Genomic DNA, 15,083 nt, shown 5'->3' on the forward strand with positions numbered 1-15,083 from the left:
GGAATGATTATGAAGCGGAGATTGGTGTTGGCTTCATTTATGTTTTTTGATGCGCCTTAATAGAATGATGGTACCAATTCAGCCGAAGGCGAAACTGGAAATGAATACAACGGCAAAGCAGGCCGTCAGCCTGCTTTGCGTCTGCGTGAAGATAGGAATTAGTGCCCCTGCCCTCCAGCAGCGCCATGCACGCCCTCTATATAGTGAATGTAATTGACGTAGTCAGCGACAAAGGCACGCCCCTTATCGCTGCTTTGATCAGCCATGGCCCTTGCACGCTGAGCCTCATGATAACGCTCACGAATACCGTTCTCGATCTTGCGGGTTATATTTGCCACGAGGCGATCAATTTGCCCGTTTTCCAACGCCGCATCCGCCGCCATTAAACCCGGATCAATCTGTCCGGAAGGCTTGATGCCGGTAAAGGGTGCGCCTTCGGAGGCACGATGAACCTCAACGAGCGTCGAGAACAGATGCTGATCGGCAATGTTTTTCGCAGTTTCGCTTTGCCCGCGGACTTGGCGCACATCGGCGAATACCCTTTTGATTTCGGCCTCATCCTTTGCCGGCACCCATTTGAGCAAGGGCTTAACATTGCCTGACTCCAGTGCCGCACGGGCTTCGGTAATCACGGGACCGTCCAGAGCATCACAATGAGCTTGGGCGCTACCGGCAAACATCAGGCTGAAGATTGCTGCGGCCACTGCGGGAACAGCGGTTTTGCGTAATTTGGTTTTCATACATGACCTCTTCATATTGCGTTGAGCTTCACGAGCACCGGGTTTGGTGTCGCTTGGCAATCAGAGTACGGAAGGGAGGTCAAAGAAGCGTTCTCAGGTACGAAACCGAACCGATTCCATGGTTTGGAAATAAAATATATAATTCAAAAGGATAGAGGTTTCAGTATCGGGTGAGAGCGTACTCGAACGCCGGGTAGCCAGGTTCAGGATCGTGGCTAGGGTCGGATATCGCCCTGCAGGGCTCGTCGGCGATATTCACTGGGGGTAAATCCTGTCTCTTTCTTGAAAGCAGTGTTGAATACGGACTTCGAGTTGAAGCCAGAGTCATACATAGTTTGCAGAATATTTGCCTGATTGGCTGCATCGGCCAGGCGCGATTTCGCCTCGTCGATGCGATAGCGACTGACGAACTCAAAGAAATTGCAGCCAAAGCCTTGGTTAATGGCCCGTGAAACCTCTCTTGAAGGGGCGCCCAATTTCCGTGAAAGTTGTTCCAGGGTCAGGTTGGGGTGCAAGTGGGGCTTTTCCTGGTGCATTAACTGTTGGAGCCTGACCTTTAAAGTTTGATCAAACTGCGGCGTGGGTTCTTCTTCCAGCAAGGCGGCCTGGTCTGCTGCCAATCCAGAGAAAACAACGGGTTGGCGAAGAGAGTTTATCATCAGAAAATTGATGAAAATGAAGCCCGTTACAGCGCCAGCGCCGGCCACCCACTCGGTTCCAGGCACGCTTCTAAACACATGCGCTGTAAGGCAGTACATCATGCTCACGGTCCAAGCCACTGCATAGCCGATCAGAAGCGTCCGTAACCACGCAAGTTGTTTGTTTTCAATACTCGAGAAAATCTGTCGAATACCAAGGCCGAAACGGTTAATCGCACGAATCGTCGCGTACAGGTAGCCCAGAAAGACCGCGTGAATAGCGACTGCAAGAAGGGGAGAGGTAAGTACGCCCGGGTGGTCCCGTTCAAGCAGAATCTGAACTTTGGTCTCGCTTGGCTGTAAATAATATTCAATCAGAAAAATTGCGCCGACCACCCAGAAGAGCAACGTGTGCACGAGATGCTTCCCGCGTAACTGGAAATTCTGATACATCAGCGATTGCGCATATAGATAGAGCGAGCCGGCTTGTAGAAGTCCGATGAGTGTTCCGAGGTAGGCGAAGTTTGGGTACTGGAGCGCAAGCCCGCTGCCATAGAGGAAGATCTCTCCCAGCCCGGCGGCGAAGAACACCAGAGTGGCAACCAGGAGTCGGTTAGATATGAGCCCACTGTTGGATGGAAGTAGGAGAAAAACGGCAAGAGCCAGCGATTGAATGATGCTCGTCAGCAGCACAATGTCGGTGAGTGTCAGATACATGCCAGATTCAGCTCCGCTTCAAAACCATCCTGCCGTCCTGTTGCCGGCGATCTGAGATGCAGGGTCATGCCGGCACCTTTAGCAATCGCATCGGCAATCGCGAGGCCCAGGCCAGAACCTGCAGCGTCCGTTTTGGCGCGTGCAAACCGGTTTCTTAAAAGAGCGAGCTGTTCCGGTGGCACTCTTGCACCGCCATTGCAGACCCTTAAAACCCCATTATCGTTCAGGTTGATCTTCACCGGCTCGCTACGGGAACCATGCTTAAGGGCATTCTCGATCAGGTTACGCACCAGGATGGCGAAGGCATCGGGATCAAGAAAGGAGTTCACTTCGCGCTCCGGCAGGGATAAAACAACTCGCCCGGGTGCCTGGGCCTCAAAATCCCGGGCAATCATCGCGAGGATGGGCACAAGATCCTGCTGACTTTGTGAGAGTGCACCGCCACCTTCTGCTTTTGCCAACTCGAGCAGTTTTCCGGACAGCACCGAGAGACTGCGTAACGCTTCTTCAATTTCTGCAACATCATTCTTGAGATAATCATCGGGCATTCTGGTTTTCAGTCGCTGCACTTTGGCAAGCGCTGTTGCCAGGGGAGTTCGCAGTTCATGGGCACTGTTGGCGGTAAAGCTGCGTTCTGATTCGAGAGCACGATGCAAACGCTCAAGCAGCCGGTTGATGGCACCGGCGATTGGTTCAAATTCACGGGGTAACTGCTCTTCTACAACAGGGGACAGATCTCCCGCGCCGCGGGATTCAATGTCTTGCTGAAAATCGACCACCTTACGAAGGGAAAGCCGGACAATCCACCAGACACCCAACAGGCTGACCGGAATCAGCACCAGTAAAGGCAACAGTAAGGCTAATCCCGCCTCCAGAGCGGATTCACGCCGGTGCGCCAAGGGTTCGGCCACTTCAAGATAGATGGTATAGCTGACTGCAGATACGCCATATAGCCGGTGGGTCAGAGTATCTGAAAACCCTTCCGCGGGGGTCCTGCTAAACACGCCAGGGTCGGCATCGTGGGACTGGAGCAGAATATTTCCAGCTTCGTCCCGTACCAGATAGGTCAGGTATTCGTCATGGTCTTTCAGGGCTGGGGCCTTTTGATTGCCCGCGCCGTTCTCACGGTTCAGGATGTCGGTGACCGCCAGTGGCAGTATGCGCTGGGCGGTTTCTTCCAGGGCACTGTCGAAGACCTCGTTCATTTCATGCTGTGCCACCAGTCCCGAAGCGGTCACGCCCAACAGCCAGAGTAGGGTGACACCGAGTGTCAGGCCGATACCGAGTGTTTTTTGCAGGCTGGTTCTAGTGGTCATGTGTTTCCAGGCGATAGCCCATTCCCCTGACGGTTACGATAGCGTCCCGCCCCAGCTTTTTACGCAGACGGCTGACATAAACTTCGATGGTGTTACTTTCGATTTCGGCCCCGAAAGCGTATAGACGATCCTCCAGTTGCGATCGCGATAACAGCATTCCGGGTCGCTGGATAAAGCCCTCAAACAATGCCCACTCCCGTGCCGTAAGTTCTACCGGCAGGCCGTTGCGACTGATGCGGTGATCGCCAAGATCAATCATCAGCTCGCCCACTTGTATGATCGGGCTTGGATTGCCGCGATATCGGCGAGCCACCGCGGCCACGCGGGCCGACAACTCCGAAAGATCAAAGGGTTTGACCAGGTAGTCGTCAGCACCGGCATTCAATCCTTCAATCCGGTCAGACACCTGATCCCTGGCGGTCAGAATGATCACCGGTGTTGTTATTCCGGTAGCCCGGATCGTTCGCAAAAAGCCGAAGCCATGGCCGTCGGGCAGCATCAGGTCCAGCAGAATCAGGTCGTAGGCTGTGGTCCTGATACTCGCCTCAGCAAAGCGCAGAGTTTGCACCCAGTCCACGGCGTGGCCGTCGTCCGCAATCTGATCCCGGACCGCCTCGCCCAATCCCGCCGTATCCTCCACCAAAAGAACCCGCATTGTTCACCTCTGACCCAGCCCTGAAATCAAGATACTACAGCTCGAACCTGACAACAGCCTGAATGGTCAATAACGCTTCGATCTCTCTTCACCGACCTTCAGCTGGCTGTCAGGTTTGGGCGCTAGCCTTCGGGGGAATATTCCAGGTACCGATCGCAGGAGATGTGATGATGCGGATGATTTTTCCTTTCGTTGTGTTGGTTTTGGGCCTATGGGCCTGGAACCTCTTTGCAGGTCCTGGGGCCGGTTCTCCCTGGGCAGTCTATGACCAGAGCCTGCTGCTCAGTGGGCTGTTATCCATTGCTCTGATGTCACTAGCCATGATGTTGGCACTGCGCCCAGCCTGGTTGGAGAGACCGCTGGGCGGGTTGGATCAGATCTATCGCACCCACAAATGGGCGGGCATTCTGGCAGTGGTATTCGCCGCCGCCCATTGGCTGATTGAAATGGGTGACGATGTAATAGAGTCGGTGTTCGGAAAAGCCGGCAAGCTGCACGATCAGGATTATTCCGGGTTCATCGACACCATGCGCGATGCGGCGGAAGAGGTAGGGGAGTTCGCCATCTATCTGCTGTTCGCCATGCTGCTGATCACCTTGTTGCGCAAGTTCCCCTACAAATACTGGCGCTATTTGCATCGCGGCATGCCGGTGCTTTATCTGTTGCTCGCTTTCCACGCGGCGTGGCTTACTCCGCTGCAATGGTGGCAGCAGCCAATCGGTGTGCTGATGGCCATTTTGCTCTTTGGCGGCAGCATCGCCAGCGGGCTATCCCTGACCGGCAGAGTTGGTCGTCGTCGCCAGGTTCGCGGCATGGTCACCGCGATCAAAACACCAGACCGGGACGTCACCGAAGTTACCTGCCACATGGGGCCGGCATGGCCCGGTCACCGTGCGGGGCAATTCGCCTTTGTGACCTTCGACCGACTAGAGGGCGCGCACCCGTTCACGATTGCCAGTGCCGATAGGGAAAATGGCACGGTTACGTTCATCATTAAATCGCTCGGCGACTTCACCCGCAATCTGAGCCAAAAAATCAGCGTGGGGCAAACCGTAAATATAGAAGGCCCTTACGGCTGTTTTAACTTCGATCGCCGCAACCGCAAATCCCACCAGATCTGGATAGCCGGTGGCATCGGGATCACGCCGTTTCTGGCCTGGCTCGAAGCTCTAAGCAGCGCCACCGACGCCACCGTGCCTGAAGCCGATCTGCATTACTGCACGCGCAACGCCGGCCAGGATCCCATGGTGGATCGACTTCGGGCGCTTTGCGATGGCTTTCCCGGGATACACCTCGAGATTCATGACAGCAGCAAGGGGCAGAGGTTGTCTGCCGAGACGTTGTCTACCAACGGACGCTCGGCAGCAGGCGCAGAGGTCTGGTTCTGCGGCCCGGCAGGGCTGGGGGAAGCCATTAGAAACGGCTTGCGGGCAGCACCCTTCCGCCTGACTCGCTTCCATAAAGAAGCTTTTCAGTTCCGCTGAAATGGCCTCGTTTGTTCAGGTCGTTGTCAGGTTAGCGCCTTAGAGTGGATTTAACACAACCAGCAGGAGAGACACCATGAAGACCAAACCCATTATTCTGAGCCTGTCTTTGTTACTTCTGAGCGGTACCGCAGTGGCCGATGACGACTGCGATGATCCGGTGGCGAGTTGGCAGCCCCGTGAAAATCTGCGTGAAAAGCTGGAAGCCGAAGGCTGGACAGTTCACCGAATAAAGGTTGACGACGGTTGTTATGAAGTCCGGGGCCTCGATGCCGATGGGGTCAGGGCAGAAGCCTCTTTCGCGCCCGCTTCATTGACCATGATGAAATGGGAGCGTGAAGACAGTGACGATGAGGAGAGGGACCGCGGCAACAGGAAAAATGGACAGGACAATCCCAAAAGTCAGGCGCCACGCAACGGCATCGTCAAGGGGCGTCCCACGGTTACCGTTGAGTAACTCAGCGAATTTGCCCTGTTCCTTTAACGTTCATCAGGTTTTTGGAGACCATTTATGAAAACGTTTGTTCTCACTTGCAGCCTTTTCGCCGCCTTGGCTTTACCGGTATTCGCCCAGGCCCGTGACGTGACCTTCACTACGGAACTACAGAATTACGGCGGCGATGGAGCCTATCTGGCGCTGTATCTTACCGATGCCGCCGGAGAGTATCAGGGTACCCTTTGGGTTTCCGGGAAGAAATCTAAATACTACAAACACCTGGGAGGCTGGGCCCGGGGCAGTGGGCTTGATCCTGCAGAGTATGACGGCTTGACTGGCGCCAGTGTTACCAGTGGCCGCACGCTGAAAGTGACTCTGAACCTCGATGATTCGCTGATCGACAACGGCTATGAGGTTCGAGTCGACTCTGCTGTTGAAGATATGCGCGATATCAGAGCCGATGTGATAGCCCCCCTGACCACCGAAGGGTCCGGAAAGCCGGTTTCAGGACGTGGTTACGTGCGCGCTCTGACCTACGAGCTTCAATAATTCACCAGGAGCATCGACTATTATGTTGCGCAAGTTCCACAGTTTACCGGGTTTGCTTGCAGGCGTGTTCCTGATCGTTCTCTCGGTCACGGGAGCTGTGTTGGCTTTGGCTCCGACGCTGGATAGAGTGTCAGCGGTCATTCCGGCTTCCGGTGAAGTCAGTATTGCCGAGCTGGCAGACCGGGTCGTTGCTCACTATCCCGGGACTGAGCAGATCGTGCGAGAGCCTTCTGGCAAGGTCATTGTCTATTACAGCCGTGACGGCCAGGCCGGTGCGGATCTGGTGAATCCGGTAACAGGTGAGGGCACCGCACCCTACGAACCTTCCGCATTTTTTGGCTGGGTCAAGGACCTGCACCGTGCGTTTATGCTGGATGATGCCGGTAGAGCGCTGGCCGGCGTATTAGCTGCTTTGATGGTACTTCTGTGTCTTTCGGGAATATTGTTGATAGCCCGGCGTACCGGGGGTTGGAAGAATATACTAAGACCGCTTTCCGGCTCAGGCGGGAAACGAATCCATGCCGAGCTGGCCCGGTTTGCCGTGCTCGGCCTACTGTTATCCGCACTGACCGGTAGCTATATGTCGGCACAGCGCTTTGGTTTGCTGCCGGAAGCGCCTGACACAGGGCCAGGGTTTCCGGCTGAGGTCTCGGGCGGGCAACCATCGCCTGTGGGCACCTTAAAAGCGCTAGGCAATTTCGATCTTGGCGAACTCCGGGAACTGGTGTTTCCCTATCCCGGTGATCCGCAGGACGTCTATTCGCTGTCAACCGCCGGCGGCTCCGGATTCGTGGACCAGGCTACGGGCGAGTTGCTGCAGTTCCAGCCGCGCTCTGACAGCGGCGTATTGCAGGACTGGATTGTACGTTTGCACACCGGTGAAGGCCTATGGTGGCTTGGCCTGATTCTTGGCGCTGCGGCACTGACTGTGCCAGCTCTCTCGATAACAGGTGCAACCATCTGGTGGCAGCGTCGCCGGTCTTCAGGGCAGCTTCCTGACAACGCCGATGCCGCTCAGGCGGATACAATTATTCTGGTCGGCTCCGAAGGTAATGCCACCTGGGGATTTGCCCAGGAACTCCATAGCAGCCTGAATAAGGCCGGTTTCCGCGTGCATTGCAGCGAGATGAATGCCCTGGCTAAGCAGTATCCGCAGGCTTCCAGGCTGTTCGTGCTGACTTCGACATACGGTGATGGTGATGCACCCGCATCGGCCCGGCAGTTTATGGCCAGGCTCAAAGAATTCCGGGCTGAGAAGAACCTGCGATACACGGTACTGGGTTTTGGTGACCGGCAGTTTCCGAACTTCTGTCAGTTTGCCTTGTCGGTGGATGCTGCGCTCGCCGGTAAAGGCGTCAGCCGTTTGCACGCCATTGAACTGATTGATCGGTGTTCTGCCTCGCAATTCAGTGAGTGGGGAAACCGGGTTGGTGAGGTTATCGGTACTCCGCTTTTCTTGAACTACTGTGCATTGCAGCCAGCAACGGTCAAACTGGAACTGGTAGAAAGGGCGGATTACGGGATTGCGGTTCAGGCGCCCACCAGTATCTTCCGGTTCAAACCGGCGGAGCAGGGCGGATGGCTAACGGCTTCTCCAAGAAGATTTAAAGCGCTGCCACCGTTCGAGGCGGGAGACCTTTTGGGGGTTATTCCCCCACACGGTCAACCCCCGCGGTTCTACTCGCTCGCGTCCTCGGCAAATGACGAAATTGTTGAGATATGCGTCCGTAAGCAGGCCGGCGGTCTTTGCTCCGGTTATTTGCATGACCTCAAGCCGGGTGATTGTATCGATGGCTTCATCCGCCCCAATCCAGGCTTTCGGCCAGCTACCGGTAACCGACCAGTGATTCTTGTCGGTGCAGGTGCCGGGATTGGTCCGTTAACCGGTTTCATCAGAAACAATACCAGTTGCAACCCTATGTATCTGTACTGGGGCGGTCGCGATGCCAGGTCAGATTTTCTCTACCAACCTGAGCTTGGGCGCTATCTTGAGGATCATCGACTGAGCGGGCTGAACACAGCCTTCTCAAGAACAGACGAGCGCGCCTACGTGCAGGATAAGCTCAAACAGGATGAATTAGCCGTGCGACAGATGGTTAACACCGGTGCGCAGATACTGGTCTGTGGTGGCCGGGATATGGCGGCGGCTGTGCGGCAGGTTATAGAAGACATTATCAAACCCTTGCACATCGATATTGAAACTCTGAGAGGCCAGGGACGTTATCTTGAAGATGTATATTGACAGATAAAGTGACAAGGTCGAACTGAGCCTATAATCCCAAAGCACCAAATCGCGTCCTGAACAGGAAGCTGAAAGATGCCATCCACAGAAAATGAAAGACTGCTCAGCGAGCACCAGCCTAATGCCGTTCGTGCACGGCTTGCTGGTCCCGTTAAGGCCTCGACGCTACCAGATGCTGTGCTTGGCGGCATCGATGGCTGCGTTACAACGTTTGCGGTTGTATCGGGTGCGTTCGGCGCAGGTTTCTCGCCACAGGTTGCGTTGGTACTCGGCTTTGCAAACCTGATTGCAGACGGCTTCAGCATGGCGGTAAGTAATTACGAAGCGGGCCAGGCGCAGTTGAATCAGATCAAATTTGCTGAACGCACAGAACGTGAACATATCCGTGCTGTGCCAGAAGGTGAACGTGAGGAAATTCGCCAGCTGTTTCAGGCGAAGGGATTCGACGGCGAATTGCTGGAGCAAGTAGTGGAGGCTATCAGTCGTAATCCCGATGTGTGGGTAGCAACCATGTTGCGAGAAGAGTACGGACTCTCGGGTGCCGGACTCAGCCCACGCCGAGCCGCGTTGACTACCTTCGCCGCATTTTTGTCGGTTGGTGCTTTACCTTTACTGCCTTATGCCATCCCGGGTATGGAGAGTCAGATTCAGTTCCTGACGAGTCTTGGTTTGGCAGGCGTCGTCTTCTTGGGTATCGGAATGCTTAAAAGTATCGTCTATGGCTTACCAGCAATGCGATCAGGACTCCGGACTTTGATCATGGGTACGGCCGCAGCGGGGCTGGCGTTTGCTACTGGGCATTTTGCGCAGGGGTTATTGGGGGGTTAGTTCTTCAGCGGTGAATAGACAATTTAACATAATATTCCCCTAAGAGCTGATATTCATTCGCGTACCCGCTATTGGAATTAACGGCGGATTTCTCGCTCTGTTCGCCCAATGAGTGTAGTTGCAGAATTGAATTTTTAAAGCACAACTCATGCTGAAATGAAAATTATTTAGCAAGGGCCAGTCGTCGACTAATTACTGCGCAACTTTATGAATTGTGGAAAAAATGGTGTCGATATCATTGATGCCAAAGGCTTAGCGTACAATTTTTTCCGTTTCGTGAACTGACCCCAGAATGTTCGCTTTGCGACCAGCACCTAAACAAAAGCGGACATTCAGATTTTGTTCTAAGTGTCTATTTGCGAGCCCTCCTGACTTGCGGAGATCGCGGACAGTTGTCGCAAAACTTCGTCGACGGAATTCTACAGGGCTTATAAGCCTTTGAACTTTATGGAAAGAGTGCAACAAGGCGATCTTGGATAAGCGAATCAGAAAAAAGGAAAAGGCGGTAATTTTTTGACTCAGAATCAGGCTTCACGCCAAAGTATAGGATACAACGAGTCGCGTAAGGCGGACGCCCCTGATGAGTGCCGCTTCGCTTTGCGATATGCGGAAGTAGAGAACAGAAATGAGAAGAGAGATTAACTCTGAGGAGCTGGGCTTTTTCTATAGAGCTACGGGTGAGGCTATCTGGCAACTGCAATATGTCGAAGATTCTCTCTGCAAGTTCTACATTGTCATCTGCATTCACTTTGGTTGCGATGGTATCACCAGAGAAAATGCAGAAATGATCCAGAAAAAAATCAGTCGGAAAACCCTGGGCCAGCTTATCGGTTTGCTGGAGCGAACTGAGCGCGTCCAAAGCTCAATGCTCTCAGATCTCAAAGAATTCAACTCGTTAAGAAAATGGGTTGTTCATAATTCGATGAGGGAGAATGGACAGGATTTGTATACAGATCATGGCAGGGACGAGTTTGCTAAAAAATTACTAGTTTTCGGTAACATGGCTAAATCGATTCACAATGGCATTTCGGATAGTTTGATGCATTTGGTCACAACGGCAGGACACGCAACCGAAGAACAAATCATTCGAAAGGCCAACTCTGAAATCGACAGGTTGAAAGGAAAAGCATAACCAAAGCGTTATGCCATCTCATTACCCACGAAGAGTAAACGACTAAAGTGATTAATAAGTGACAACCCTACCCGCTATCCACAAGCCACTGGAAGATGCTGATCATCGTGGTGAGTTGATCTCTTGTATTCTTTCCTTTGAGAGTCGTATTCGTAGGCAGGAATGCGGCCCTATACTATGCGAACTTCATAATTTAGGAAAAATATCGCTGGTTTCAGATGACAATCTGGCCGCTATTGAGGCACTTTCTCACAATGATTATTGGTCGATTGTACATGTGTTCGACCAGGCGATACCCGAACTAGATTGTTCGTATCGAGACGTACTGAAGTTGGTCCACACACTTGTAAGTAAAGCGGGATCAGTCGGCGCAGCAGGCTTACCAAATACTTCACTGGTTAGATGGTGCAAAACTAATCCTGAAAAGGCCAAACTGATCGTCGAGGGGGCTAAATCTCGCGACGAATTGTGCCTTTCGCATTGTGTTTTTGCCATCCAAGGCCTTGGGAGCGCAACGTTTGCGTTCGAGTTGCTAGAGCACCCAAACGAAAGCGTTGTCGCGGTGGGGCTGCGTGCTCTTGGGAGGCTTGATATAGACAATGAAGTAGTTGCAAAGCGCGTCATAGACGAATGCTGCCAAGCCATCAAACTGAGTTTCGATCAAAACGTCAGGTCTTCCGCTATCGAAACCGCTTTCATAACATGGGAAAGGCTTGATCCGGCGGAATCATACCGACAACAAGAGGTCCTTGAAGCTGTTATCAATGCAAATGAGGGTGACGAGTTAGTTCAATTATCAGCTGCTCTGTTTTATCACCCAAAAGGCTTGGCGACAGAGAGCATTGATCAAATTTTGGGGGCTCTCGCTGGGGAGGTTTCAAATCCCCGTGCAACCCTTCATTGGCTGGATCACGCTTTACATTCCAAGAGAAGAAACTGCGATCTTGCTAAAGTAATAGATATCCTCGCTGCGCAAATCCCGAAGCTGGAGGGCTCAATTGAGCCGAACGAGCTTCACAATTTTTCTCAATGGATTTGGGAAGATCCAGACAATTCGGCTCAGCTTTTTTCTAGATGGCTTAATCGTGGTCAGTATGAATTATGCGCATTTCTCGCGAGTATGGTTGGAGAAGGCGGCAAGAAAAACACGATTGTTGACATTCCTAGAGCGATTTTACCGAATGAATTGGTAGATCAGATCTTCATGGCACGGAAGTGCGTTGGTTTTCTATGGTTTCATGAGGTAACAGCCGCCTCAATTCTATTGAGTATCGTGAGAAACGGGAAAAAGGCCGCGCGAGAAGAGGCAGAGAAACTATTATATGACCCGCTATTGCTTAGCTACAGTGGTGATCTTCGTGATTTCCTTGAAGAACAGGTGAAAAACCCATCACAGCGGATCTCTGACTGCATTGCGCGCCTTATAAAAAGTCATGATGCCTATCTTGCGGGTCTTAAACAAACAGAACACTTGGTCGAATTTCTTCCTACAAATGCGCAGCGCCGTACCGCAGCGATGAAGGATCGTGAGCGCAATAAGGACATCCAAAAACAAGCACACAAGATGTCAATATTCTCCCAATTGATTTCCCACCAAACGCTTCTTTACGGAAAGAAAACGCTTTCCATAATTCACGGGGAAGGAGGAAAGAAGTTTCCCAACATAACGCGATTATCAGAGCTTTCTTACAGTGCCGAATTACCCAGGCTTTCCGTAATTGACCCTGTAGGTTTTCACCAAATGCTCACGGCTTTCCGAGTTGAGCGAAAGGTTTTGCAATGAAGATAATTTTGAAAGAGTACCTCGCGTCGCTTAAGGAGCGCGGCGATTTAGATAAATCCGTTTTGCCTAATTTACTTTCTGAGATTGGACTGCGCGTACTGAATACACCAATGATAGGGACGAGACAGAATGGTGTAGATATAGCAGCGGTTGGAAAGATCAAAGGCGAGGATAAACAGAGATATCTATATCTATTCTGTATCAAAGCGGGAAACATTTCGCGTAGCGATTGGTCAACCGGAATTCAGGCTGTCCGTCCAGAACTGGATGAGATCAGAGACGTTTATCTGAGGAGTAACATAGCGCGAGAGTACGCAGATCTTCCGATCAAGATTTGCCTGTGCTGCGGAGGAGAGTTAGAGGAAACAGCTCTTATGAATTGGGCGGGATACACTGATCGGTACACGACGGAAAAAGTCAGCTACGAAGAGTGGAATGGAGATCGACTAGCTGACCTCATGATGCGATCTCTCCTAGCCCGTGAGCTTTTGGATGAGGACCCGAGGCGGAACTTTCAAAAGGCCGTGGCAATGGTCAATGAACCTAATGCTTGTTACGAGTACGCGCGCGCCTTTCTCGGAAATCTCCTGTCAGAAGAGCATTGCACTGACAAAGACCAACTTCTCAGGTTACGCCAATCCTTTATCTGTTTGCACGCAGTGATAGCTTGGGCGATTGAGGCTGAAAACCTGGAGAGCACTTACAAGGTTTCCGAGCTTGGCATGCTGTTTTGCTGGAATACTATTCGAAAGAGAAAACAAAAGAAAAGGCCAACTAAGCATGACGAGTCTTTGATGTTCGTTTTGGATCAGTTCCTGAAACTGTACCTCACATCATCGGAGATGTACTTTCAGAAAACGGCATACACCCATGGTCGGACACCGCACGCACTATCTGTAGCTGTGCGATCAAGGGAGTCTGTTGATGTTAATCTGGCGATGTTTGAACTCTTGGGTAGATTGGCAATGCGCGGTATTTGGACCGATCTTTTCTCTAGGGGTTTACCGGAGGCCGACCCGGATTTTTCGAAATCTTTAGCAGAGAGCACTAAACACACGCTGGATACGATGGTGTCCGTTATCAATTCTAATCCGACTCTCAGTTCGCCAATTCGGGATGATCACATGATTGAGATTGCATTAGTCATGTATCTTGCTCAGCTAACCCAGTCAGAGTCTCGTTTCCTACCTTGGCTAAAATCCATCTCCTACCGAACAACTTTTGCTCTTATCACAAACTCGCAGTATCCAACATGTCTGAGGGACTATGCCGACCTTCTGGCACACCCAGAAAATTCAGATCAATCGTACCTTGATGAAGCATGTGTGGGGAGTATTTTATATCCCTATGTCTATTTCTGGATGCAGTACATGGCCAATGAGAAAGAGACAACGGAGTTCACAGAACGGCTAAAGAAAAAGATACCGAACTGCACCCATCAGGCATGGTTTCCGGATGAAGATTCTGATGATCTCATGTGGTGTGGCGAGACATATCATGGAATTTGCGTGACTGATGTGTCGCCTCATGATGGCCATGAAGCATTGGTGGAAACACTAAATAAAGCTATTGAGACTTGTACGGCGATAAGTGAAATTAGCGCAATTAAGGCTGGCCTAGTCCCCATGTTTTTGACTGCGTGTAGACACTACCGATTGCCCATACCTCCAAGTTTTTGGTTTATAGAAAGGTAGGAAAAAGGAACGATGCTTCGTCGGCCCGGTTTAATGCTTGGGCATTTCAAAAGCTTTCCTGTTAGCCAAGATGCGAAACAAGGTGCTGCATACCGATCACTTACTCGCTGCGCTCATAATGCTGGTGGGTACAGCAATATTCCCAAGCCTTAATGTCCGCTTTGCGACCAGGTTGGCCAACAGAAAACAAATTTCTGAGCCATACTTAAAGGCCCTTACCCTCTATAGAGGGCCACGTCATGACATTTTCTACCAGCAAAGCTCCCTGGAACAAAGGGAAGCTCGTCGGCCAGAAGCTACCGCTCAAACTCGAACAAATATGGGCTATCCGCATTCGGTTGGAGATTGCAAATAACATCCGCGAGCTGGCGATGTTCAACATGGCGATTGATTGCAAACTCCGGTCTTGCGATATGGTGAAGCTCATGGTTCGAGATATTTCCAGAAACGGAGAGGTTTTGGATCGGGCGCAAGTCATTCAGCAGAAAACCAGTCAGCCTGTTCAGTTTGAGATAACCAAAAAAACGCGTGAATCGGTCGAAGCATGGATTGAGTCTCGCCACCTTTCGGGTATGGATTATCTGTGGCCGAGCCGAATCAGAAAGTTTGACCACATCACTACTCATCAATACGCCCGTATCGTCAAGAAGTGGATAACCAGCATTGGACTGGATCCTTCTGTCTATGCCACCCACTCAATGAGACGTAGCAAAGCGACATTGATCTACAAGAAGACAAAAAACCTTCGAGCTGTACAGTTGCTACTGGGACACACAAATATGTCCAGTACCGTGAGATACCTTGGTGTCGAGGTGGAGGATGCTCTGGAGATCGCTGAGAGCATTGAGATCTAAGTGCGTAACTTTTCT

General features: G+C 51.8%; 13 protein-coding genes. 9 read left to right on the forward strand and 4 right to left on the reverse strand.

Features of this window, described 5'->3' with window-relative positions; genetic code table 11:
- Positions 1–158: 158 nt before the first annotated feature.
- The 4 genes from FIV08_RS06190 to FIV08_RS06205 form a co-directional block, all read right to left on the reverse strand.
- Positions 159–740, reverse strand: a complete 582-nt coding sequence (locus FIV08_RS06190) for a DUF6448 family protein (protein ID WP_011784782.1) — start codon at positions 738–740, stop codon at positions 159–161.
- A gap of 215 nt (positions 741–955) precedes the next feature.
- Positions 956–2,095, reverse strand: coding sequence for a helix-turn-helix domain-containing protein (locus tag FIV08_RS06195; RefSeq protein WP_011784783.1), 1,140 nt, complete (start codon positions 2,093–2,095; stop codon positions 956–958).
- Positions 2,086–3,411, reverse strand: coding sequence for an ATP-binding protein (locus FIV08_RS06200; protein ID WP_019677803.1), 1,326 nt, complete (start codon positions 3,409–3,411; stop codon positions 2,086–2,088). The genes FIV08_RS06195 and FIV08_RS06200 overlap by 10 nt, the downstream gene beginning before the upstream one ends.
- Positions 3,401–4,066 carry a response regulator transcription factor gene (locus tag FIV08_RS06205; protein WP_011786648.1) on the reverse strand — a complete coding sequence of 222 codons (666 nt, stop codon included), beginning with the start codon at positions 4,064–4,066 and terminating at the stop codon, positions 3,401–3,403. The genes FIV08_RS06200 and FIV08_RS06205 overlap by 11 nt, the downstream gene beginning before the upstream one ends.
- A gap of 167 nt (positions 4,067–4,233) precedes the next feature.
- Here FIV08_RS06205 and FIV08_RS06210 point away from each other — a divergent pair, with 167 nt between their 5' ends.
- From FIV08_RS06210 to FIV08_RS06250, 9 genes are all read left to right on the forward strand, one after another.
- Entirely contained in the window at positions 4,234–5,550 is a 1,317-nt protein-coding gene (locus FIV08_RS06210) for a ferric reductase-like transmembrane domain-containing protein (protein WP_011784786.1), read from the forward strand.
- A 76-nt stretch (positions 5,551–5,626) separates the two neighbouring features.
- Entirely contained in the window at positions 5,627–6,007 is a 381-nt protein-coding gene (locus tag FIV08_RS06215) for a PepSY domain-containing protein (protein WP_011784787.1), read from the forward strand.
- A 54-nt stretch (positions 6,008–6,061) separates the two neighbouring features.
- Positions 6,062–6,535, forward strand: coding sequence for a DUF2271 domain-containing protein (locus FIV08_RS06220; RefSeq protein ID WP_011784788.1), 474 nt, complete (start codon positions 6,062–6,064; stop codon positions 6,533–6,535).
- Between the two features lie 22 nt (positions 6,536–6,557).
- On the forward strand, positions 6,558–8,777 hold the full coding sequence (locus FIV08_RS06225) for a PepSY domain-containing protein (protein WP_011784789.1): 2,220 nt from the start codon (positions 6,558–6,560) through the stop codon (positions 8,775–8,777).
- A 75-nt stretch (positions 8,778–8,852) separates the two neighbouring features.
- The gene (locus FIV08_RS06230) at positions 8,853–9,605 is read left to right on the forward strand and encodes a VIT1/CCC1 transporter family protein (RefSeq protein WP_011784790.1); all 753 of its coding nucleotides are present in this window, start codon (positions 8,853–8,855) and stop codon (positions 9,603–9,605) included.
- A 625-nt stretch (positions 9,606–10,230) separates the two neighbouring features.
- The gene (locus FIV08_RS06235; protein WP_152437701.1) at positions 10,231–10,737 is read left to right on the forward strand and encodes a hypothetical protein; all 507 of its coding nucleotides are present in this window, start codon (positions 10,231–10,233) and stop codon (positions 10,735–10,737) included.
- A 58-nt stretch (positions 10,738–10,795) separates the two neighbouring features.
- Entirely contained in the window at positions 10,796–12,520 is a 1,725-nt protein-coding gene (locus tag FIV08_RS06240) for a hypothetical protein (protein WP_152437702.1), read from the forward strand.
- A complete protein-coding gene (locus FIV08_RS06245) occupies positions 12,517–14,214 on the forward strand; it encodes a hypothetical protein (RefSeq protein WP_152437703.1) in 1,698 nt (565 codons plus the stop codon). The genes FIV08_RS06240 and FIV08_RS06245 overlap by 4 nt, the downstream gene beginning before the upstream one ends.
- A gap of 239 nt (positions 14,215–14,453) precedes the next feature.
- On the forward strand, positions 14,454–15,068 hold the full coding sequence (locus FIV08_RS06250) for a tyrosine-type recombinase/integrase (RefSeq protein ID WP_152437704.1): 615 nt from the start codon (positions 14,454–14,456) through the stop codon (positions 15,066–15,068).
- Positions 15,069–15,083 lie beyond the last annotated feature (15 nt).

Origin of the sequence: Marinobacter sp. THAF197a (assembly GCF_009363275.1) — a bacterium.
GTDB lineage: Bacteria > Pseudomonadota > Gammaproteobacteria > Pseudomonadales > Oleiphilaceae > Marinobacter.